The organism is Hallerella succinigenes, assembly GCF_002797675.1.
Lineage (GTDB): Bacteria > Fibrobacterota > Fibrobacteria > Fibrobacterales > Fibrobacteraceae > Hallerella > Hallerella succinigenes.
The window spans coordinates 259458-281966 of record NZ_PGEX01000001.1 but is presented as its reverse complement, the minus strand read 5'-3'; the positions used below and the strand labels follow the sequence as shown (position 1 = coordinate 281966).

Sequence of the window (22509 nt, the reverse complement as noted above, 5' to 3'; positions counted from 1 at the left end):
CCCGCAAATGCGGAGCCTTTTCTTTTGAAAACCGATGCGAATTATTCTGCTGCGTCCATGTCTTCATCGCTGATTTCAGCGTTGTGATAAACGTCCTGGACGTCGTCATCATCTTCGAACTTGTCGAGAAGCTTGAGGAGCTTCTGGGCATCGCCGTGGTCGAGCTTGACCGGATCGTTCGGGACGTAAGAAATTTCAGCGTTGAGCATTTCGATACCCGCCGCTTCGAGAGCCTTGGTCACAGCGTCGAATGCTTCCGGGGACGTCGAAATTTCGTGAACGTCATCTTCTGTGGCCATGTCGTCAGCACCTGCTTCGAGAGCCACGTCCATGACCTGGTCTTCAGCATACTTCGTGGCATCGACATCAATCACGCCCTTGTGCGTAAATGCCCAGGCAACAGAACCGGATTCGCCGAGACTACCGCCGTTCTTGTTGAAGATATTGCGGATGTTGGAGACCGTACGGGTCTTGTTGTCCGTCATGCACTTCACGAAAATGGCAACGCCACCCGGACCGCGACCTTCATAGATCGGTTCTTCCATGATGACATCTTTACCTTCACCAGTACCCTTTGCGATAGCGGATTCGATGTTCTTGGCAGGAAGGCTCTGGCTCTTGGCCTTGAGGATGGCTGCGCGGAGACGCGGGTTGGAATCCGGGTTGCCACCACCGAGCTTGGCTGCGATGGAGATTTCCTTAATGAATTTGTTCCAGGCTTTTGCGCGGGCGACGTCAGTCTTTGCTTTTTTGCGTTTCGTGGTTGCCCATTTAGAGTGTCCGGACATATATACCTCGGGTGTTCAAATTTTGTTTTTCAAAGATAGAATCTTACATGGATGTTTACATACAAAATTTTAAAAAAGATAACGAAAATGCGTTGTTTAGATTTTTGGAAACGACATTTTTGTAAAAAGAATTTCTTTTTTAGTGAGAAAGCGTTTTCAGATATTCGTCAAGAGCCTTTTTGTATTCCTGTACGCTTTTGGCGATACGCTTTGCCATATCCTTTTGACCTTTTTCCGAATTCATGTATAGTTCTTCTTCGGGATTGCTAATGAAGCCGAGTTCCACGAGTGTCGCCGGCATGAATGCACCGACAAGCACCATGAATCCCGCACCGCCAGCACCGGATCCCATTTTGGAAATCTTTCCGCCTTCATAGGCTTTGATCACCTTTTCGGTAAAGGTGTAACTCGCCTGTTTGTACTGTTCCAGACGGGCTTGAATCTTGAGCCAGTCGAGGGGGGAAAGTTCTTCCTTGGAATTCTTGTCGCCGTAGGTCTTGGCCACCTTGTTTTCACGGCGGGCAATGGCTCGGTCTTCTTCGCTTTCCGGATCGCGCAGTACGTAAATGCGGAATCCTTTCGTCTTCTTTTTGCGAGCTTTGTTGCCGTCGATGGCGTTGCAGTGGAGGCTGATAAAGAGATCGCCGTTCCACTTGTTTGCAATCTGCGGACGTTCGGAAAGTTGAATGAATTTGTCTGTACTGCGGGTGAGCTTCACATGAAAGCCCATGGCGACAAGTTCTTTTTCAAGAAGCTTGGAAACCGCAAGCACGATGTCTTTTTCGTTAGAAATCAAACCGATGGCACCTGGGTCTTTTCCACCGTGGCCCGGATCGATCACAATGTTCCTGACTTCACGAGATCCCGCAGGCGCATTCTTGCGCACGAGAGGCGCCGCCTTTTCTGCGACGGACGACGAAGATTTCGCGACAGAGGATGAGGACTTTGCAACCGAAGAGGATGACGGCTTTTTCGCGGAAGAAGAAACGGCCAGAGGGGAATCCGTTTTCAAAAGCTTTGCCGTGGTATCGACCGTGTATTTTTTGGAAAATGCCTTGCCAAAAATTTCAACCGTTTCTTCGAGAGGCGTCCAGACGACATCGTTTTCGAAGACGGTGGGCGTCGAAAGCTTGACTGCATTCCCGTTGGCAAAAATGTACGGGAATCCGAGAACGAAGGAACAGGAAAGCTCTTTGCCTTCGGTCTTAAAATGACGTTCTACCGGTTGCAAATGGGTTTTGAGACCTTCTTCCTTGGAAAGCGAATCCAAGTTCACCATCCAGGTCCCGTCGATTTTTGAGATAGGAACGCTTGCGACCGCTTCCGTGAAGAGGCCTAGCCACAAAAGCAGCGTTATAAAAATCAGCGTCGACCGCTCGCTTTGACGATGCGCGCTATGGCGAGTTTCTCGTCCCGAGCGATAATATCTTGTCGTTTGTCTCTTTGGTCCTTGCCTCGACATAAGCCTACTTCGATCTTTGCGTAACGCTTTTTAAAATACAACTTCAACGGAATCAGGGTGAGACCCTTGAGTTCAGTTGCTTTGCGCATCTTCTGGATTTCAGAAACGTGGGCGAGCAACTTGCGCTTGCGCTGCGGTTCGTGCCCAAAGCGTTTGGCGAAAAAATATTCGTCGATGTGGGCGCCCACAAGCCAAAGTTCGTTCTTGTCTTTGGAGACTTCGACCCAGGCTTCGTTAAAGCTGCATTTACCAGCTCGAATCGATTTGATTTCAGAGCCGACGAGCATGACGCCGACTTCAAAACGATCTTCGATAAAGTAAAGATGTTGAGCCTTTCGGTTTGTGATCGTCGGCGTTTTTGCGACTTCTTTTTTATCAGCCATTGTCTTCTTCGCCTTCGATGTTTCCGATGAATTCCGCATCGGCGGATTTCTCGTCAAAAATTTTGCTGAGTTCGCGGCTCGCTTCGAATACCGGACGAATTTGGGCGTCGATACTCACCTTTTCCCCGGTGCGAGGATTGCGGGCGGTGCGAGCACCGCGCATGCGGAGCTTAAAGCGTCCGAATCCGCGGATTTCGATGTTCTTGCCTTCAATCAGGGCGTTGGAAATCGCATCCAAAAAATTTTCCACAATGATTTTCGTGTCGACCTGGGTCATTCCGGCGCGCGATGCGATTTCTTCCACGAGATCTTTTTTGGTGATGTTTTTGGATGCGCCCATTTTACTTTCCCCAACCTGTATTCTTTTTGCGCTTGTCCGGTACGAGTTTGCCGAGGGCCTTCTTCAGTTCCTTCAGGCCGATTCCCGTTATCGCAGACGTTGCAATGTATTCCTGTTTCTTGGCCTTGAACGCTTTTTCGGCTTTTTCAATTCCCAAGTCGGCCTTGTTGAGAGCCACGATGAACGGCTTTTCCACAAGCTTCGGGTGGAATTGTTTGAGTTCCTTGCGAAGGGTCTGGAAGTTCTTCCAGGCGTTATCGTCAAAAGCGTCGATGACGAAAAGAAGAGCGTAGGTGCGTTCGATGTGTTTCAAGAATTCATGACCGAGGCCCTTGCCTTCGCTTGCGCCTTCGATCAAACCCGGAATGTCTGCAACGACAAAGGAACGTGCCGATTCCGTCACGATACCGAGCACCGGTTCGAGAGTGGTGAACGGGTAGTCGCCGACTTTAGGCTTGCCGCTCGAAATCTTGTTTACGAGGGAAGACTTGCCTGCATTCGGGAACCCCACAAGGCCCACGTCTGCAACGAGCTTCAGTTCCAGGTAAAGTTCACGACGTTCACCGCGCTGACCCTGCGTTGCCTTTTCTGGCCCCTGCATGGTGGGCGTTACAAAGTGAACGTTGCCGAGTCCGCCGCGTCCGCCCTTGGCTGCCACCCAGCGCTGGTTCGGTTCCGTCAGGTCCGCAAGAATGTGACCTTCGGAATCTTTGACGAGCGTGCCACAGGGAACGTCGACAATCAAATCCTTGGCAGAACGACCGGTGCAACGGGCGGCTCCGCCGTCCTGACCGTTGTCAGCCTTGTAAATATGAGCGTTGCCCATGTCCAAAAGCGTGGAATACTGTTCGTTCGCACGCAAGATGACACTGCCGCCGCGACCACCGTCGCCACCGTCCGGGCCTCCAAGCGGTACAAACTTTTCACGGCGGAAACTGCTAAGACCGTTACCGCCCTTGCCGGAGCGAACTTCAATCGTTTTTTCGTCTAGGAACATGCAACAAATGTAGAAAAATTGTTATCGGGAAATCCCATTTCTACTTGTTGCAGGTCCCGTACTTGCGGATGGAATGAGTCTTTGCCGAAATATTCGTGCCTGGTTTCTCGAAACTGACTTCCACGCGGCTGATGTTTTTCACGACGCTGTCGCGTTCGACGCGGAGCCTGAAGCCTTCCTGGACAAAGTCGCTCCACTTGATGTTTGCGGTCACGAGTTCTGTTCGCGGTGTAGGTGATGCATACGCTGCCCCATTCGGAGAGGTCGTTGCCCCGCTGTTCATCGCCGGAAATATCGAAAAAGATTCTTGCGTAGGGATGGCTGTCGCATTTTCTTTCGCCCTATTGACTTTTTTAACTTAATAAGTTAAATTTAAGTTAAAAAGGGACGTTATGAGTATCGGCGGAATCACCTACAAGACAATCCACGGCAAGCGTTATGCTTACTACCAGTGGACAGAAAACGGCAAGCAGCGTAGCCGTCGTGTGAAAGACGAGGAATTTGCGGAACTTGCCGCGAAAATTGCGGCGGAGCGTGCACAAAAAGAATCGCTGCGTGGTGTATTGCAGGGCATGGTGGCTGAACCCGTTGCGGCTTATTCTGCCACTCCGAATTTCAAGACCGATGTGAAAATCGGTGCGCAGTTGCCCCGCTTTTTCGCCTCTGTAATGAAGTGGAAAAAACGCGAGTGTTTTGCTGCCCTCCACGACTATATCTATAGCGAAAACAATGACCGCGTTCTGATTCTGTATGGGCTTCGCCGTACGGGCAAGACGACGCTTGTTCGCCAGCTTATGGGCGAGATGCCCGCCGAGATGCTTGCAAAAACGGCGTTTGTCCAGCTGAGCTCCCGCCACTCCCTTGCCGATGTCAATCACGATCTCAAGTTGCTGGAATCGCTCGGTTACCGCTACGTGTTTATTGACGAAGTGACTATGCTCAGCGATTTTATCGAGGGAGCAGCGCTGTTCTCCGATGTGTTTGCGGCAGGTGGCATGAAGATAGTCCTTTCGGGGACGGATTCCCTAGGGTTTGTCTTTTCGGAAGACGAACAGCTTTATGACCGCTGCATTTTGCTGCATACGACCTTTATCCCATATCGTGAATTTGAAAATGTCCTTGGTGTAGTGGGGATAGACAAGTTCATTGAGTTCGGCGGTACCATGAGCATGGGGGGTGCGAACTACAATATGGACAAGTTTACTTTTGCGACGAAAGAGAGCGCGGACGATTATGTGGATTCCGCCATTGCCCGCAATATTCAGCATTCCTTGAAGTGCTATCAGCATGAGGGGCATTTTCGCTCGTTGCAGGAACTCTATGATGCAGGGGAACTGACGAATGCGATTAACCGCATCGTGGAGGACGTGAATCACCGCTTTACGATAGAGGTGTTGACGAGAAAATTTAAGTCAGGCGACTTGAGACGTTCTGCACAGAATCTGCGTCGCGACAGGTTCAAGCCTACGGATATCTTGGATAGGGTTGATATAGGTGCGGTAACGAAGAGACTAAAGCACATTTTGCAGATACGTGATAAGGCGGAACTGTCTGTCGGAATAGGCGAGGCTCACCGTGCGGAGATTAAAGAATATTTGGACTTGTTGGACCTTACGTGCGACATCGATGTGGTAAACATGTCGAACCTGAATGCGCGTGTTTCGCGTACAGTTCTTTCGCAGCCGGGGCTTCGTTACGCCCAGGCGTCGGCGCTTATCCAGAGCTTGTTGCTTGACGAAACGTTCAGGAATATTCCGATAGCCGAGCGCATGTCCATCGAAAAGCGAATTCTCGACGAGATTCGCGGTCGCATGATGGAAGAAATTGTATTGCTTGAAACCAAGATGGCTAGACCGGACAAACAAGTTTTTCAGTTGCAGTTTGCTGTTGGCGAATTTGATATGGTGGTGTTTGACCTGAAAAACGCCTGCTGTGAAATCTACGAGATCAAGCACAGCGACCGGGCCGCCAGGGAACAGTGCCGTCACTTGCTGGACGTAAAAAAATGCGCCGATACGGAATTCCGCTATGGGAAAATTTTGAGCAAAAACATAATATACCGAGGCCCCGCGGGAGCGCTCGGTAACATTAATTATCTGAATGTGGAAGATTATTTAAAGGGCTTGGCTTAAACCAGGCCGATTCCTTCGTCAAGTCCGAGCGCGATGTTCATGTTCTGAATCGCGGCGCCGCTCGCACCCTTGCCCAGATTGTCGAGAATGACGGAGACTTGGATGGAAGAATCCTTGCCGAACACGTAAACGTGAGCTTCGTTCGTTCCATTGCATTCCGTCGGGTTAAGAGAACCTGCATCCAGTGTCGGTTCTTCTTCAAACGGGAGAACTTTGACAAAGCGGGTGTTTGCGTAATGAGCCGCTAAAATTTCCTGAACGTCTTTTGCCGAAGCGCTCTTGGTGAGAGAGCTCTGGAAAAGAGCTGTGGAAACGGCCATGCCTTTATAATATGGACCGACGACCGGATTGAAGATTGGGGCTTTTTCAAGTCCGCATACCTGCATCATTTCAGGAAGATGTTTGTGATGATGTCCGAGCGCATAAGGGCGCGGTGCAAACAGGCGAGGGGATTCTCCCGGATGCGAAATCTGGGCACCTTCCGCTTCGTAGTCCGCGATCATTTTTTTTCCGCCGCCCGAGTAGCCGGTAAGGCTGTATGTGGCTAGGTCCGCATTCTTTTTCAAAAGTCCAGCCGCGATCAGCGGATAGACTCCGAGAATGAATCCGGAAGCGTGGCAACCCGGATTTGCAATGCGGGTATTCGTTTCAACGGCTTTGCGAAATTCCGGGGAGAGTTCCGAAAGTCCGTAAGCCCAAGCTGGATTGGTACGGTGGGCGGTAGACGCATCAATGATCTTCGTCTTCGGATTGGTGCAGAGTTCTGCACTTTCCTTCGAAGCGGCATCCGGCAAGCAGAGGAATGTAACGTCGGATTCGTTGATTAAACGCTGGCGCTCTTTCGCATCTTTGCGGAGTTCAGGATCGATGTGCAAAAGTTCCACGTCGTCGCGGTTGGCGAGACGTTCGTTGATTTGAAGGCCAGTGGTCCCGGCTTCACCATCTACGAAAACTTTGAACATATTGAATAGGTAAGGGTTGAGTGTAGAACTTAGAGCTTAGAGATCAGAACTTAGATTATGTTAACAACTAAGTTCTACCCACTAAGCTCAGCCAACTGCGACGAAGTCGCAAATTACTTGTTAGCGCCGCAGCACTTCTTGTACTTTTTGCCCGAACCGCACGGACACGGATCGTTTCGACCGACTTCCGCTTCCTTGTGGATGGTCTGCGGCTTCACTGCGCGACCGTCGTAGAAGAGCCATGCGCCCTTCACGCGGTGGAATTCAGAAAGTTCGTGGTGCTCACGGGCGATGTTGCCCTGCTTGAACTTGCAGACGAATTCGACCCAACCGATGTTCTTTTCTTCTTCGGTCTTCGTTTGGAGAATCTTGATGCCAAGCCATTCGGAACGGTTGCTCCATTCTTCGACGCTCTTTTCATCGTAGTCGGCCTGCTGGGATGGTTCGAGAGAGTCCTTGAGCCACTTCACTTCGTGCTTGGCGTAAGCGGTGTAACGGGAGCGCATCAGGGCTTCCGGAGTCGGAGCGAGGGTCAAACCCTTAATGATCGGTTCGCAGCATTCGGTGTAGGTTTTGCCGGAGCCGCACGGGCAAAGATTTTCTTCTGCCATAGTCAAAATTCCTTGGTTCGTTTTAAAACACGATAGGCCATCCCCGTGAAAGGATGACCTTCAAAATATATTTATTATTCTTCGACCTTTTTCAGGATCCAGATCTCTTCCTTGCCTTTACGGGTCGGAATGCTGTCCTTCACCGGCATGCGTTCGGCAATGTCGAAAATGCCGTCGAGACGAGCCATGAGTTCGCCTTCGGAAGTCGGATGCGGAGGACCCTGGAGGGAGTTGCCGTTCAAGAACGGGTAGAAGAACGCGATGACGATGCCGTCATCCTTGAGCATCTTCTGCCAGACTTCAAAGCATTCGTCGCGACGACCCGGATGGATTGCCGTGAACGTGCAGTAGTCATAGATGATGTCAAACTGCTGTCCGCCCTTCTTCGGATCCTTCGGGTTCAGTTCGAAAAGGTCCAAGTCGAGGGACTTGAAGTTTTCGTGCTTGCGGGAAAGACGGTCGAGTTCATCGACAGCTGTCGGTGCAAAGTCAACGGCGAGCACTTCGTGTCCGCGTTCTGCCCAAGCTTCTGCATCATAGCCGAAGCCTGCGCCCGGGACGAGCACGCTTCCCGTTTGGGGACAGACGGGGTTCTTGAAGAAGTCGAGAAGAGCCGGAGTGGCTTTCTTCAAATTCCAGTAATCCTTGTGTTCCGTGTAGAGATTTTCCCAGAACTCAGGCAGATTCTGTGTCAGCATTGGCTACCTTCTGTTGTTTTTTATAAGCGAGCTGTCCGCATGCGGCGAAAATGTCGCGACCGCGCGGATTGCGAATGGTGATCTGGATGTTGGCTGCACGCACCTTTTCGAGAAAGCTGTCGACGTCTTCCTGTGTCGGGGCTTCCAAGTTCGGATCGTCCATGGCGTTCAAAACGATTGCGTTCACCTTGACACGACGCGGCGCGCAGATACGGATCAGTTCCTTGGCTGCGGCAGGAGTGCAGGTAACGTCTTTCATCAAAACAAATTCGAAGGTGACGTAGTTATCGGTACGACGCGAATACTCGTCGGTCGCTTCGAGAAGCTTTTCGATTGGCCAAATCTTGTTCACCGGCATCACGGATCCGCGGGCTTCGTTGTTTGTGCTGTTGAGGCTCACGGCGAGGCAGCATGGCGTGTTGCGGTCCACGAGCTCCTTGATTTTGGGGACGACTCCGCTTGTGCTCACGGTCATCTTTTTACGGCCCAAGTTGAAGAGCTTTTGGTTGTGCAAGGTGCAACAGGTGCGATGGACATTTTCCAGGTTGTTGAGCGGTTCGCCCATACCCATGAAGATGATGTTTGTCACCTGAGCCTGTTTGCCGTCGGCGTTGATTTCTCCGGTTTCTTTCAGATAATCATTCACGCGGATGATTTCTTCGAGAATTTCACCCGCTTCGAGATTGCGGATGAATCCCATTTTGGCGGTGCGGCAGAACGCGCAGTTCATGGCGCAGCCAATCTGAGTGGAAACACAGACGGAAAAACGTCCGTTCGTCGGAATGAGCACTGTTTCGATGTAATGGTCATCGGCCGTTCTAAAGAGCCATTTGACGGCTCCGTCGACAGAAACGAGATGCTGCACTTCTGTAAGCGAGCGGATCGCGAAAGCTTTGGAAAGCTTATCCCTGGTTTGCTGTGGAATGTTCTTCATCTGGTCATAGCTCGAAACCTGCTGGCAGAAAAGCCAGTTCTCGATTTGATCAGCGCGGTATGTCTTTTCGCAATTCGCGGAAAGCCATTCCTTGAGTTCATCCACTGTCAGGGATTTGATATCTTTAAAATTATACGTCACCGAGACGCAAAGATAGCAATTTTTGCTAGAAATGTAAGTAAAAAAAGAGTCTTCAGTCCATGGGTCCAATGAAAAACGCCCGAATTTCGGGCGTTTTGAAGTTTAGAACATTTGGCGGGTTTTCTTTTTCGGCGGCGGTGCGTTCTTTTCCTTTTTCGTTTTCGCCGTCATGGATCCTTCCGCAGTGCTCTTGCTCGAGAAGATTGTGGCGTCTCCCGCATCCTTTTTGTTCGAGAAGTGGTTGCCGTCGCAGTGTTCTTCTGGAATATGACCAGCGGAATAGAGACAGAACGAGGTCGCTCCGCAGAATTCGCCTGCGATCTTGCCTGTGTGGTTACAGACTTTTTTTGCAATGACGCCTGCTGGCATCGAGAATCCGCGGATCGGGAGATCCTTGTGGAGTTCCTTCATCACTTCGATCCAGGCTGGAAGCGGGTCTTCGGAACCGGTATGGCCCGGACCCATCGGGGCAGGGGAGTCTGTTCCGACCCAGACGCCCATCGTGTAATAACGGGTAAATCCGATGTACCAGGCGTCTGCGTAGTTGTTCGTTGTACCGGTTTTTCCGCCGCTCGGGTGACGGAATCCGCTTGCGCCGACACGGGCTGCGGTGCCGTGAATGTTCACGTCCTTCAGCATGTCGACCATGATGTAAGCGCTCGCCGGTTTTAGGACTGTTTTTTCTTCGCTCTTGTGGCGTTCGATCACGTTGCCCGACTTGTCGACGATCGAGTCGATCATGTAAGGCTCGATACGCACGCCGCCGTTCGGGAACACCGTATAAGCGGAAGTCATTTCCATGAGCGTACTGCCGATCGACCCGAGGGCGAGGCTCGGCACGGGCTGCAAAGGCGCTTTCTTGATACCGAACTTGCGGGCATAGTCCACCACGTTCGAAAGTCCGTACTTGATACCGGTGAGAACTGCAGGAAGGTTCATGGAACGGTACAAGGCTCGGCGCATCGTCATCATGCCTTCGAATTCCTTTTCGAAGTTCGCCGGTCGCCAGGTCTTGGACGGATCGCCTTCGTCTTCAATCGTCACCGGCTGGTCGTTGATCGAGTCGCAAGGAGAGGCGCCTGCTTCTACGGCTGCCGCATAGACGATTGGCTTAAAGGAAGAGCCCGGCTGACGAAGAGACTGGACTGCACGGTTCCAACGGGATTCGGCAAAGCTGTTGCCACCGACCATGGCGCGGATAGCTCCCGTTCCATTTTCAATAAGGATCATTGCCATTTGCGGTGCGTGGTAACGCGAAGAATCCGGATAGCGCCACTTGGACGGATCGGAGGCGGTATCCTTTGCGAGATAATCCTTTTTGAAGAGTGCGTAAACGCTGTCGAAGTGGGCGACGACCGAGTCCGCAGGCATGTTGTACTTGGAACTTAGGCCGAGCTTCCAGACCGCACGCTGCTGAATGCGCTTGCGAATGCGGGCGATATGCTTTTTTTCCACTTCTTCGGCGAAAGCCTGGATGTTCGGATCGATCGTGCTGTAGATGTTCACGCCGTCTGCGTACAGGGATTTTTGACCGTACTTGTTTTCCATGAACTTGCGGATTTCTTCGTAGTAGTAAAGGCCAGAACCGTTGCCGACCTTGTGCTTGACCGTTTCCACAGGTTCTTCGATGTAGCGCTTGTAATCTTCCTTGGAAATGTAGCCGGCGTTCTGCATGGCGTAGAGGACCGTGTTGCGGCGTTCAAGTGCAGTCTCCGGGTGGCGGTCCGGACGGTAACCTTCCGGGCGTTGGAGCATGCCGGCGAGGATCGCCATCTGCGGAATCGAAATGCTGTCGAGAGGCTTTCCAAAGTAGAAGTCACTCGCCGCCTGGAAGCCGTAGTTGCCGCCGCCGAGGTAAACTTCGTTCATGTAGAACTCCATAATCTCACGCTTGGTGTAGGTCTGCTCGATGCGGACCGACGTCATGGCTTCTTTGATTTTTCTCGAAAGTTTGCGTTCCGGAGTGAGGAACAAGAGCTTTGAAAGCTGCTGGGTCAAAGTCGAAGCGCCACGGATCTTGTCGCCGCGTGTCACGGATTGGATCACGGCCTTCGGAATCGCGACAATGTTCATGCCCCAGTGTGTGTAAAAGTCGCGGTCTTCCGTTGCCATCACCGCATTCATCTGCATCTGCGGAATGGAATCGATTGGAGTCCACACGCGGCGTTCCACAAAGAATTCGTGAACGGGAATGCTGTCCTTGTCGTAAACGGTCGTCACGAGCTTCGGGTCAATGTCTTCGAGCTGCTGCAAGGAGGGGAGCGTGGGAACGAGACTTGCGAAGTATAGGTAGATCGCGACAAACGCTGCGATGCATGGCACAAGGAAGATCCCGAGCCAAATGAAAACCATTTTCCCTGGGCGGGGGAATACTTTGCCCACCGCCGAAGCGATCTTTTGGAATACGTTCATTTTATCACACTATATACAAAGGGTACTAGCGAAAAGTTTGGATAAAATGTAACTTTATAGGGAACTAAATTTTTTTTTGGAGTAAATGAAATGAGCCTTTTTAAGGGAATTGTTCCTTCCGCACTGACCCTCTCATTCCTTGGGCTTGTCGCTTGCGGTTCTGTCGATAACGATCCGCCCAAGCTCGAAAGCGTTTTCGGCACGGTTTCCGCCATGGATACCCTGGTTGCGGTTTTCGACAAGTCGATTGAGGACTTTGATGATTCCCTCGTGACTTCGAACCAGCCGATCACCGTGGTGAAGCAGAAGGGCAAAAAAATTTATATTGTCGGTGCAACGGATACGCTCGCAAGCATTCCGCGTTTTGCCGTCGACAGCGATTACGACACGCTCAAGTTCGCAAACATCCAGGATGAAGACGGCAACAAGAGCAAGCTCCAGACGGTGACCTTCTCCACATATCCGTTCCTCGACAGTGACGAATACGAATACAACAAAGAAGGAACCTGTTATTCGAACAAGAAACCGGCCGATGCCGATGTTCTCACCGATTCAACGGGCAGCAAGTTCTACAACGGCGCAAAGACAACCAAGACGCTCACCGTCACGGGAATTCTCGGTGGCCAGTACAGCAAAAACTGTGAAGACGACGCGGATACCTACCGCATCTTCCTTCAGAAGCGCGATACGATTTCGATCCAGCTCGAAGCCCGCTCTACGGATATTCCGCTGCAGCTCGTGGTTCTTGGACCGTCCAAGATAGGCGCGGCCCCGGCAGAATGCACGGATGACAACCAGGAATTCTTCACTTACGACATGAAGAACCAGAAAAAGGTCGCTCCGATTGATACGATTGTGGGAATCGGTGACATTCACGAATGCGGAACGACGACAATTACCGATAAGCTCGCCTATTATATTCAGGTGCGTTACTCGGATGGACTCACGACTTCGGAACAGAGACCCCAGGCTTACAAGCTTTCGGTGACCCTCCATCCAATAAAAAAATGAAAAAAATCTTGTGAAGACCCCTTGACAAATGTTTTTCAAGTTCTATATTTGGGTCGTCGCAAATGCGAATGTGGCGTAACTGGATAGCGCAACTGGCTACGAACCAGTAGGTTGCAGGTTCGAGTCCTGCCACTCGCACGAAAAAGCTCCGAGAGAAATCTTGGAGCTTTTTTTGTTTTCCCGCATTTCTCGTACAAATGTAGAAATCGCATCCGAACCATTTTAGTCTTTGTCTATATAAAAACGAAATCAGCAAGCCGTTGATTTCTCGGATTGCGGAACTCAAAAAAGAAAACAATCGTACGGTAAAATGGATTTGGACACTCTTTTCCAGTATTTTGCCGCTGCGGATTCAGCACAAGCAAGGCTTGTGGATGCAAACGTTGGCGACGAATTTAATGAGGAAGTCTTCCCGATTTCGTTTTTCCTGTAGGAGCTCTGTAAAAACGCAGACTTTACCCTCTGAGTTTGTTTATATTCAAGATAGGATGTGTTCAAAATTTTTGAAGGGGTTTTGGGCTATGGCTTTTCTTTCTTTCACTATGAGGTAACTATGACACAACCAATCAATGGTAAATTCGAAATGCCGGTACTTCCGTATGCGGCAGCTGATTTGTCTCCGGCATTGAGCGCCGAAACCATCGAATTCCACTACGGTAAGCACTTGCAGACTTACCTGAATAATTTGAATGCGGCCCTCCCCGGCAGTGCATTTGAAGGCAAGTCTTTGGAAGAAATTGTAAAGACTGCGGATGGTGGCGTCTTTAATAATGCAGGCCAGTTCCTGAACCATTCCATGTACTTCTTGCAGTTCAAGGCGCCTGTAGAAAATAACGTTCCCACGGGTAAAATTGCGGATGCCATCGCGCGTGACTTTGGCTCTTTTGAAAAGTTCCAGGAAGAATTCCAGGCAAAAGGCGCGGGCCTTTTCGGTTCGGGCTGGGTATGGCTTTCGGCAGATGCTTCGGGTAATCTTGTCATTACGCAGGAAGGCAACGCCCAGAATCCGCTGACAAAGGGTCTTGTTCCGCTGCTCACGTTCGACGTTTGGGAACATGCCTATTACATCGACTACCGCAACCGCCGTCCGGATTACCTGAAGGCTTTGTGGAGCATCGTGAACTGGGATGAAGTGAACAAACGTTTCGGCTAAACGTTCCTTACATTTCTGAAATCGGAAACCACATTTTTGTCTTAGACAAATGAGCGGTTTCCTTTTTTTATTCCGATTTCAAAGACTTTCGATTGGCATCATTTTTGCATAAAGGAGGTTGTAAACCCTCAAATAAGGAAACATGCAATGAAAAAGACAATCGAAATGGTTCTTGCAACGGCTCTCGCTGCTTCTCCGCTTTTTGCAGAAGCTCCGAAATTTTCTGTCGCTGGTGAAGTGGAATTCGAAGCCAATGCTCAGAACGTAAGCGGGACTTGGTATCACGATTACAGTTCGACTTTTAACCTTTTATTTGCAATCCAGTTTACGGATAAGTGGTCTGCGGAAGCGGCAATTTCCGCGGATGGGGATGGAACGGCTCCGGGTTTTGCGTATGATGGAGCGTTTGTCCAGTACCTGTTGAGTGAGAAGGTCGCGTTCAAGGTGGGAGACTTCACTTATGCGGAAGGCGCATTCCGTTATTACAACTATGACGACCCTGCGGATTACGCGATCGGCATGGTGGAACGCGGCATCCGTGGCTTTGAAGTGAATGCCTACGGTCTTGTGGTCGGCTTGGGTCTTGGCACGGATGCTGACGACTGCAGCGAAGAAGGCTGTACGACCTATGATGCGCATATCGCTTATGATCTTGCGCTCGGTGAACATACGATCCGTCCATTCTTCAATTATAAAAGTTATCAGACAGAAAGTCATAACAGCCTCCGCGCGGGTGTTACGGCGAACCTTGTGTTCGGATCGTTCGGTAGCGCACAGCTCGCTTACGGCTTAAAGTCCGATTATCTCACGGAAGACGAACCGAAGATGACGCACGCCTTTGCCGTGGAACCGGAGCTGAACTTTGGCAAGGTGAGTCTCAAGGCGACCGCATTCTACGCGATCATCGATGATGAAAGCGCCACAGATCTGGAAGTCCCGGAATACATGTTCTTCTACGTGGAACCGAGCTTCGGAATTACGGATAAATTCGCCTTAGGCATTCAGGGAGAATATCACACGATGGCTCTGGATTCGGATGCTTCCCTCGCTCAGATTTGGGCGGGGCCGAAGGCTTATTACACGGCGACGGAAAACTTGGGCTTTGATGCTTACGTTCGCGCCTGTATTCCGCTCGGCGACGATTACGAAGGAGACAATAAAGATGTCTCGGTTGGCGCTGGCGCATCGGTTGCCATGTCCTTCTAAAAATGTACTTACCCTAAAACCAGAAGGGCGACCCGGTCGGGTCGTTCTTTCTGTTTCAAAATGAAGTTTTATTCGTGAAACGAGCTTTTTATAGAATTGTGAAAAAAGAGAAACTTACCTATTTGTTTTATATATTGAAAGAAGAAATTAAGGAGTCTTTATGCAGGAAGTCGAAAAGTTTCTCAAGGAATGCGGTGTCTATTTTGTTGCTACGGTCGATGGGGATCAGCCTCGCGTGCGTCCCTTTGGTACAGCCAACATTTTTGATGGCAAACTTTACATTCAGACGGGGAAGTCTAAGGACGTTTCCAAGCAGATTCATACGAATGCTAAAGTAGAAGTTTGCGCCCTGGATAAGTCCGGTTCGAAATGGCTGCGTATCACGGGAAAGCTTGTATCGGATGACCGGCGCGAAGCGAAGGTCGATATGCTCGAACATTATCCGAGTCTCAAGGCGATGTATTCTCCGGATGATGACAACACGGAGGTCTTTTACTTTAAGGATGCGACCGCTACGTTCTACAGCTTTGCGGAAACGCCTCGCACGGTGAAGTTCTAATTCCCATTTTGAACAAAAAGTACGGAAAATTTCGATGAAAACCCTGAATGTTGTGCCCTGCTTTCGGGGTTTTCTTGTATAAGAATCACACTAAAGAACAAACCAGAATCGTGGGTAGGTAGAAATTTTAAGGAGAACAGAGTATGAAACATCTGTTGAACAAGTTTGGGATTGAAGGATTGATTGCTGGCTTGATGCTCGCGTTTGCATGCGTATGCATGTGGGGGTGTGGGGATCCGTATTATGACTGGGAGGATAGAAGAAGTGCGGCGCTCTTGACAATCCGATTCTAGTAATTTACATTAGTGCACAAGTGTGTAGAATTTTGCTTTCGACGCGCGATGTAAAACAACCTAAAGCCCTGCCTTTTTAAGCTTGTAGGCGGGGAGGAGCGAAAGATGAAAGATACGCTGAATGGCGGATGTGTTGACATTTGGCTGGATGAAATTGTTCCTTGTCTCAAAGATATCAAAACTGGCGAAATCAAAGAAACTGTAGTGTTCAAGATCGAAAGCCGCTCATTTCTGAGAAAGTTCAAGGAAAAGGATGGGTGGGGAATCAATTGGATCAATGTCCCCACAGAAGTTGAGGTCTATGCTCTCGCCTTGAAGGTTTACGGATTTGCCCTTAACAAAGAGTTGTTGAATCACTATATTGGAGTTATTGGAGCATCTTTTTTAGGGATTCTGCACCCATTTCATTTTATGCTTGATAAGGGTGCTGCACAAAAACTTTTGGAGGTCTATACCTATGAATGGAATTAGAAGACCCGCTGTTATCTTGGCGGATTCTATGGAAGAGTATATGGCGACTCCAGATCCTTACAAAAATCCGCCCAAAAGCAAGTTGAATATTTTTAAACTCGGCGAATATGCCGAGCGTGTTGGAAAGGATTTTTCTGAATTGACTGCCGAAGAAATTTTGCAGTTTAAGAATCCATAGCGCTTGTGTCAGCTACCCATTTTTGTAAGCTTCCCCAATGGGAGAAAGGAACGTTCCCCCTGATGTAAAAGGGTTTGATATGGATAGTCTTGGAAATGAATCATGTCAGTATGGCGTATTGGATAGTGATTTAAAATGGATTAAGAAATGTGATGATGTGCGGGCATGGGGGAAGGATGTTTATTGCTTGAAATTTGATAAAGAAGAACGGACGTCTTCGTTGTTTGTAAATGATAGCTTGAGACACGTCTTGGAAAATGATTATTTCTGGACTGCGGGCGCTGTTTTGCAATTTCAGGGGAACATTCTCTTGCTGGAACGAGATGTTTTGCCGGTTAGAGAGTGGAAAAATTAAGTGCTTCGCGTCAGCTTTGCCTAGTGGAATTTCTTTTAAAAATAGAGAAGATGATGTATACATCATCTATTGGGGTTTGAAAAGGGCGAAATAATGAAACGATGAATTTCGTGTGTTCTTTTGGTAGCTTTTACATCTATGTCTTGGTCTATTCCTAAGCCGATGGAAAGTATCACGAATTACAATGTGATGATGCTTCATGGAGCCTTGGGAGCGGATAAGGGAATTAAAGAGGATAATTCTTTAGTTGAAGCTAACCGAGATACAAGTTTTCGTGGTAAAGGTCACATTGGTAAATATGATAGCGAAAATAGATTGACCTATTGGTTAAGTAAAAATGCTTTTGAAGAACCGGATAGCATGCGAAACGTGCATGATTCTTATCTCTATTCATGGCGTTCATTCACAAATCCTGCCAATAGCTCCAAGAACAACGCCGTTGAACTTGGCGATAGAACGTGGAACAAGGATAAGAAATTTGGAGGGCGTCGTGCCTTGGTTGAAGAGGCTCAGGAAGTGAAAGCTATTATTACACAAGAGGTTGTAACTGATTCTGGAATAAGGATTGATACAACAGAGAAGGGCCAAACCGCACTAGAAATTATCCGCCAAAATCCCGATCGCTATCGACAACTGGCTTCTCGCTACATCCTTATTGGCCACAGCATGGGCGGAGTCGTCTCTCGCGAGTACGTGCAGGGCAATTTCTATAACGGAGACGTTGATAAGATAATCACTCTTGATAGTCCGCATGAAGGGACCGGTGCGTTGAACATGATCGTGGCAAAGAACGTGAGCGAGGATTTTGGGGAAAACATAAAAAAGAACATTTTAAAATCCGTTCCCAATACCGTCAGTTCCGCCGCTTTTTTCTCTCTTGTCCTGACAGGGGATTTCGGAAACCTTATATCTGGAGTCGTTGGACTTGCGTGTTATCTCGCCTTGGATGAAATCGGCGACGCGGCGGCAACGCTTGCGTCCCCGCAAAAGTACTTCAGTACGGATTCGCTTGTCCACTATGTGGACCCTAAAAAGCATGGCTTCCAGACGATCGATTCGCTGAACAGGCGCCCCTATATCGCGGATTCGCTGCCCATGTTCCGGATAATGGCCGGTCGAAACGGCATGACTTTCACGGACCCGCAGGACCACCTTGCTGCTTTTTATTATATGGGTGACCGCGCGACGTGCTTCTGTTGGCAAATCCACTTGCTCAGCTGAATGGAGACGGAAACGTTTCGACGAGGTACGTCAATGCGGTCACGTCGATCGTAATGGGATTTGCAGGGATCCCGATGCTTACGACTGACAGCAACATCGTTCCCGCGACATCGAGCGACGCTCAGAATGTCGATATGCTGAATGACGAAATGGTCGATGTCGCGAGAAAATATTTCAATGCGGCGCCGAAAGCGAGCCGGGAACTGGGCAAACTGCTCGAGATTTCCTTTACTGCCGTTCAGCAAGAGATGAAAGGAATCGACAATTCCTTGGGGCTAATTTCGTCGGAAATGGCCGATGCCGTCAAGTCTGCTCTTGCTGTCCAGCTCGCCGCGTTGCTTGCGGGCACGATCGTGGACGTGGTTCAGGCTGGTATCGCGGATCTGTCGGAATCCCATAATTTGCCGATTGATAAGGGCTTCAAGAATTGGATGCTGAACGATTCTGTCCATGTTTACGAGGACTTCCTTTACGAGCGACCCTTCGTGAATTTGGCATTGAACGATATTGCGACCTTGAATAAGCTCCAGGGCATGAGCGATTCCGCTCGCGACGTTTCTACCTTCAACCGCAACTGCTTTTACATTGGTTCAAAGAACGGTGTAAACTGTGCCATAGGTCTTTTCAAGTCGGCAAATGACTTGAATTCAACACAAAAGAAACAGCCTCTTTCGGGCTTGACAATGCCACTCCGCTTCAAGTCGGAATCCGACTGGTCGAAGATGGGGGTGAAGGTGGACCGTTGGGAAAAAGTAGATGGTTTGCATCCTGACGGTTCTAAAAATGAGAAGGGTGTCCCCATCCGTCATGTGGAACGTTACGAGGTTCCTGCAATTACTGCCGATGACAGGATTGAAAAGTACTCGTTCGTCGTGGACGACTTGATGCCTCACAGGTTGCGTCAAATCCGCATGAATTTCAACTACCAAGAAGAAATCGCCTGGGAGTGCGATATTACGAAGGATCCCGAAGCAAACGATGCCTGCACCGTTTACAAACGCTCCGGTGGTGGGAAATGGAATGCGATTCTTGATTCCGCGAGCGGCGATACCATTAAATACGTTCACCCTGTCAAGAAAAACGGCCAGTTCGACTTTGAACCGCGAAAGTACGGATATGACAATTTGTTGGCAATCCAGAAGGACAACCAGAACACGGTCACGATTTCGACGGTGAACAAGATAGCGTGATAATTTCTATCTTTGGCTCACATTTTGGGGATTATTCCATGAAACAGAAATTTTATCAAAATAGAATCGAAACGCCATTGTATATCATTGGAATACTTTTACTTGCATGCATATGCATGTGGGGGTGTTCGGAAGATAGGGTTCATTGGAATGAGGGCTTTACGGGTGCGGAAATTGTGGGCTTTGTTGACGACTCCTTGGTTATGGTCGGAAGCTACCAATTGAGGACGGAGTCTCATGAAGGGACCTTTGAACCATATTGGGATGTCGTTGAATCCGGGCACGAACGTTTATGTGTTTACAATTACCGCGTTCAGGAAGATGGTCCGAGATGGTGCGATACCCTTGGTGAATATAACATGACAAATGCCTTTCGCGGGCAGATGACGGATTCAATTATTTGGGGCGGTGATATGCCGAATTCAATCAGATTGTGGAAAGTCGGAGAAACGCAACATCAAATAAAGTTGAAAAAAATAATAGAAGGTTGCTCGGATGAATTTGGAATCGCCTCGGTAAAACAGTGGCTTGACGGAAAGTTTATTGCCCGTAGCGATAATTCATTGAATGCGAGTGATTATGGCTGCCAATATGCCGTTCTGGATACGATTGCGGGAACATTAACTTTTAAACGTTTGAGTGATGATTTGGAATGGATTAAAGAGTGTGATGATGTGCGGGCATGGGATGATGATGTGTATTGCGTAATTCTTGATGATGAAGGAGAAATAAGTTTTGTTTTAAAAAATGAAAATGATACAATCCCTGCTCCTCGAAAATTTGCGATTGGCGGTTTTTGGGGTGATATGATTAAATTGGGTGGGAGCATCTGCGATATAAATAACGATAAAATTACCTGTTCTGATGTAATATGGTATGGTAATAGTGATGGATTAAAATTTTATCAAAATGATGAGTTAGTGGTTGAATATTGATTTTCAGTAGGATAAATATGAAAAAGTTGATAATTGTACTGTTTGCTGCGGTGTGTTGTGAATGCTGGTCCGTTCCCAAACCAATGGAATCTATTGAAAATTATAACGTGATGCTTATTCACGGAGCGTATGGTAAAGAAAAAGGGTTCCTAGATATATCGGATACCACGAAAACTAAGGAGGCTTACGCTGCGACGAAAGCCTTAGATAATGGTGCTGCGTTGGGACGCTATCATGAAAATCTTGATGATGAACCTCGTTTATTACACTGGCTTACGACAAAGGTATTCGATGAGCCGGAAATGAATGTGGATGATGTGCACCCAAAGCATTCCTATGTCTATCAGTGGCGTTCGTTTTCCAATCCGGCGAACAGTTCCTATAATAATGCCTTTGAACTAGGCGACAGGACGTGGTTCATGCCAGCGACCAGATATGAACATCGTCGTGCAATGATGGAAGAGGCTCAGGAAGTTAAGGCTTCTGTATATGATTCTACTGAAAGAAAATACATTTATGGTCAGGAAGCGCTTGATACGATTCGTAGAAATACTGATCTTTACCGTCAATTAGCCTCTCGCTACATCCTTATTGGGCACAGCATGGGTGGAGTCGTTTCACGCGAGTACGTGCAGGGCGACTTCTACAATGGCGACGTGGACAAGATAATCACGCTTGATAGTCCTCACGAAGGAACCGGTGCTTTGAATATGCGACTTGGATTGCTGTTATTTTGTATGAAAATTTGCAGGAGAAACTTTAAGGAGAACAGAGTATGAAACATCTGTTGAAAAAGTTTGAAATTAAAAGGCTGATTGTGGTTGCCATAACTGCGTTTGCATGCGTATGCATGTGGGGGTGCAGCGACAGGGTGGAGTTTAAATGGAGTGATGGCAGGGGTACTCCGTTGATTGCTGGTTTCATAGATGATTCCCTGGTCGTTGCGTACGATTGCAGAGAGTGGCTTGAAACTACCGAAACGTGGTCAATCGGTGATGGGTACAGCGAAGAATCGTCATGTGGGCATGACCGATTGCTTGTCTATAATTATCGAGTGCAAGAAGATGGACCTCGATGGACTGATTCCCTCACGAATAAAAGAGGCGGCTATCGTTGGTATCAACTGACGGATTCCATTTTCTGGCGTTGGGAAGAAAAAAACATGCTTTTATGGAAGATTGGCGAAACTGCGCATGAAATGAAGATTTCAAGAAAGAATGAAGGTTGTTCGCATTCTTCTAAAATTGAACGAATGCACCAATGGCTGGATGGAACATTTATCGCGCTGGGAGGAAATCTCTCTGCTGGAGAAGATAGTTGTCAATATGCAGTCTTGGATACGATTTCTGGAACTTTGACTTACAAACGTTTGGATAAAAATTTGGAATGGATTAAGGTGTGTGACGATGTAAGGGCTTGGGATGATGAAGTGTATTGCTTGCTGTTGGATGAAAAAGACGGAAATAGTTTTGTATTGAAAAATGAAAAGGATAGTATTTTTGCTCCGATGGAAAAATTATTTGATGGTCGTTTTTGTGGAAATATGATGGAGCTGGGAGTGAGAGTTTGTTCTTTGACAAAAGATGAAATAATGTGTTCTGATGTAAAATGGACGGGGAATAGGGAATTAGAATTTTATCGAAATGATGGGACCGTCATTCGTTTGGAATATTAACATGAGAAAAATATTTATTGCAGTCGCATTGATTATCGCATATGCTTGGTCTATCCCCAAGCCGATGGAATCTATTGAAAATTACAATGTGATGATGGTCCATGGGGCATATGGCTCTGATAAGGGAATATCTGAGAATTCGGAGTATGTCTCGGCTTATGAGGATACGACTTTTTTGGGTAATGCGACACTTGGGGACTATACCTCGAATAACCGAATAACCAAATGGCTTGCAAAAAATATATTCGAAGAAATTGTAAGTGAAAAAAATTACGAGAATGCTCGTAATTCTTATATCTATAACTGGCGCTCATTTACAAATCCAGCGAACACTTCACTGAATAACGCTCATGAAATGGGGGACCGAATGTGGAATGTACAAACAAGTGGCTTCTCTAAATT

24 protein-coding genes and 1 tRNA gene are annotated in these 22509 nt (G+C 48.4%); 14 read left to right on the top strand and 11 right to left on the bottom strand.

All coding sequences use genetic code 11. The features are described from left to right. Positions 1-41: 41 nt before the first annotated feature. The 6 genes from BGX16_RS01215 to BGX16_RS01190 form a co-directional block, all read right to left on the bottom strand. Complete coding sequence (locus BGX16_RS01215) at positions 42-788, bottom strand: YebC/PmpR family DNA-binding transcriptional regulator (RefSeq protein WP_100424425.1); 747 nt, start codon at positions 786-788, stop codon at positions 42-44. Positions 789-927: 139 nt separating this feature from the next. Further along, positions 928-2133 (bottom strand): N-acetylmuramoyl-L-alanine amidase family protein, encoded by a 1206-nt coding sequence (locus BGX16_RS01210; RefSeq protein ID WP_241899390.1) that lies wholly within the window; start codon positions 2131-2133, stop codon positions 928-930. A 17-nt stretch (positions 2134-2150) separates the two neighbouring features. Then, positions 2151-2633 (bottom strand): SsrA-binding protein SmpB, encoded by a 483-nt coding sequence (gene smpB / locus BGX16_RS01205; protein WP_100424423.1) that lies wholly within the window; start codon positions 2631-2633, stop codon positions 2151-2153. Further along, the gene (locus BGX16_RS01200) at positions 2626-2973 is read right to left on the bottom strand and encodes an HU family DNA-binding protein (protein ID WP_100424422.1); all 348 of its coding nucleotides are present in this window, start codon (positions 2971-2973) and stop codon (positions 2626-2628) included. The genes smpB and BGX16_RS01200 overlap by 8 nt, the downstream gene beginning before the upstream one ends. Before the next feature lies 1 nt (position 2974). Continuing rightward, positions 2975-3970, bottom strand: coding sequence for a GTPase ObgE (gene obgE, locus BGX16_RS01195; protein WP_100424421.1), 996 nt, complete (start codon positions 3968-3970; stop codon positions 2975-2977). 40 nt (positions 3971-4010) lie between these two features. Continuing rightward, a complete protein-coding gene (locus BGX16_RS01190; RefSeq protein WP_100424420.1) occupies positions 4011-4253 on the bottom strand; it encodes a hypothetical protein in 243 nt (80 codons plus the stop codon). A 109-nt stretch (positions 4254-4362) separates the two neighbouring features. On the opposite strand from BGX16_RS01190, the gene BGX16_RS01185 reads away from it, so the two are divergent. Continuing rightward, positions 4363-6102 carry an AAA family ATPase gene (locus BGX16_RS01185; protein ID WP_100424419.1) on the top strand — a complete coding sequence of 580 codons (1740 nt, stop codon included), beginning with the start codon at positions 4363-4365 and terminating at the stop codon, positions 6100-6102. Here the strand turns inward: BGX16_RS01185 and argC are convergent. From argC to BGX16_RS01160, 5 genes are all read right to left on the bottom strand, one after another. Continuing rightward, the gene (argC, locus tag BGX16_RS01180; RefSeq protein ID WP_100424418.1) at positions 6099-7064 is read right to left on the bottom strand and encodes an N-acetyl-gamma-glutamyl-phosphate reductase; all 966 of its coding nucleotides are present in this window, start codon (positions 7062-7064) and stop codon (positions 6099-6101) included. The genes BGX16_RS01185 and argC overlap by 4 nt on opposite strands. Before the next feature lie 113 nt (positions 7065-7177). Continuing rightward, positions 7178-7675, bottom strand: coding sequence for a YchJ family protein (locus BGX16_RS01175; protein WP_100424417.1), 498 nt, complete (start codon positions 7673-7675; stop codon positions 7178-7180). Positions 7676-7749: 74 nt separating this feature from the next. Further along, positions 7750-8373: a methyltransferase gene (locus BGX16_RS01170; protein ID WP_100424416.1), complete on the bottom strand. Its 624-nt coding sequence runs from the start codon at positions 8371-8373 to the stop codon at positions 7750-7752. Next, positions 8351-9448 (bottom strand): dual-specificity RNA methyltransferase RlmN, encoded by a 1098-nt coding sequence (gene rlmN / locus BGX16_RS01165; RefSeq protein WP_100426701.1) that lies wholly within the window; start codon positions 9446-9448, stop codon positions 8351-8353. Before rlmN ends, BGX16_RS01170 begins: the two co-directional genes overlap by 23 nt. A 102-nt stretch (positions 9449-9550) precedes the next feature. Beyond that, entirely contained in the window at positions 9551-11800 is a 2250-nt protein-coding gene (locus BGX16_RS01160; RefSeq protein WP_241899389.1) for a penicillin-binding protein 1A, read from the bottom strand. Between the two features lie 150 nt (positions 11801-11950). Between BGX16_RS01160 and BGX16_RS01155 the strand changes: the two genes are divergently transcribed. The 13 genes from BGX16_RS01155 to BGX16_RS01095 all read left to right on the top strand — a co-directional run bounded on the left by BGX16_RS01155 (position 11951) and on the right by BGX16_RS01095 (position 22107). Continuing rightward, on the top strand, positions 11951-12871 hold the full coding sequence (locus tag BGX16_RS01155; RefSeq protein ID WP_100424414.1) for a hypothetical protein: 921 nt from the start codon (positions 11951-11953) through the stop codon (positions 12869-12871). 64 nt (positions 12872-12935) lie between these two features. Further along, positions 12936-13009 (top strand) — tRNA-Arg (locus tag BGX16_RS01150). Between the two features lie 415 nt (positions 13010-13424). After that, positions 13425-14024: a superoxide dismutase gene (locus tag BGX16_RS01145; RefSeq protein ID WP_100426700.1), complete on the top strand. Its 600-nt coding sequence runs from the start codon at positions 13425-13427 to the stop codon at positions 14022-14024. Between the two features lie 147 nt (positions 14025-14171). Then, positions 14172-15230 (top strand): hypothetical protein, encoded by a 1059-nt coding sequence (locus BGX16_RS01140; protein ID WP_100424413.1) that lies wholly within the window; start codon positions 14172-14174, stop codon positions 15228-15230. A gap of 160 nt (positions 15231-15390) precedes the next feature. Beyond that, complete coding sequence (locus tag BGX16_RS01135; RefSeq protein WP_100424412.1) at positions 15391-15789, top strand: pyridoxamine 5'-phosphate oxidase family protein; 399 nt, start codon at positions 15391-15393, stop codon at positions 15787-15789. 398 nt (positions 15790-16187) lie between these two features. After that, on the top strand, positions 16188-16553 hold the full coding sequence (locus BGX16_RS01130) for a hypothetical protein (RefSeq protein WP_100424411.1): 366 nt from the start codon (positions 16188-16190) through the stop codon (positions 16551-16553). After that, a complete protein-coding gene (locus BGX16_RS01125; protein WP_100424410.1) occupies positions 16540-16731 on the top strand; it encodes a hypothetical protein in 192 nt (63 codons plus the stop codon). The genes BGX16_RS01130 and BGX16_RS01125 overlap by 14 nt, the downstream gene beginning before the upstream one ends. 79 nt (positions 16732-16810) lie before the next feature. Beyond that, the gene (locus BGX16_RS01120; protein WP_106519613.1) at positions 16811-17086 is read left to right on the top strand and encodes a hypothetical protein; all 276 of its coding nucleotides are present in this window, start codon (positions 16811-16813) and stop codon (positions 17084-17086) included. A gap of 138 nt (positions 17087-17224) precedes the next feature. Then, on the top strand, positions 17225-18307 hold the full coding sequence (locus BGX16_RS01115; RefSeq protein ID WP_198514830.1) for an esterase/lipase family protein: 1083 nt from the start codon (positions 17225-17227) through the stop codon (positions 18305-18307). Next, positions 18283-19497, top strand: coding sequence for a hypothetical protein (locus BGX16_RS01110; protein ID WP_100424408.1), 1215 nt, complete (start codon positions 18283-18285; stop codon positions 19495-19497). The genes BGX16_RS01115 and BGX16_RS01110 overlap by 25 nt, the downstream gene beginning before the upstream one ends. A 38-nt stretch (positions 19498-19535) precedes the next feature. Next, positions 19536-20432 (top strand): hypothetical protein, encoded by an 897-nt coding sequence (locus BGX16_RS01105; RefSeq protein WP_146139475.1) that lies wholly within the window; start codon positions 19536-19538, stop codon positions 20430-20432. A gap of 17 nt (positions 20433-20449) precedes the next feature. After that, positions 20450-21211, top strand: a complete 762-nt coding sequence (locus BGX16_RS14405; RefSeq protein WP_146139474.1) for an esterase/lipase family protein — start codon at positions 20450-20452, stop codon at positions 21209-21211. Next, on the top strand, positions 21208-22107 hold the full coding sequence (locus tag BGX16_RS01095; RefSeq protein WP_100424406.1) for a hypothetical protein: 900 nt from the start codon (positions 21208-21210) through the stop codon (positions 22105-22107). Before BGX16_RS14405 ends, BGX16_RS01095 begins: the two co-directional genes overlap by 4 nt. The last annotated feature ends 402 nt before the right edge of the window (positions 22108-22509 follow it).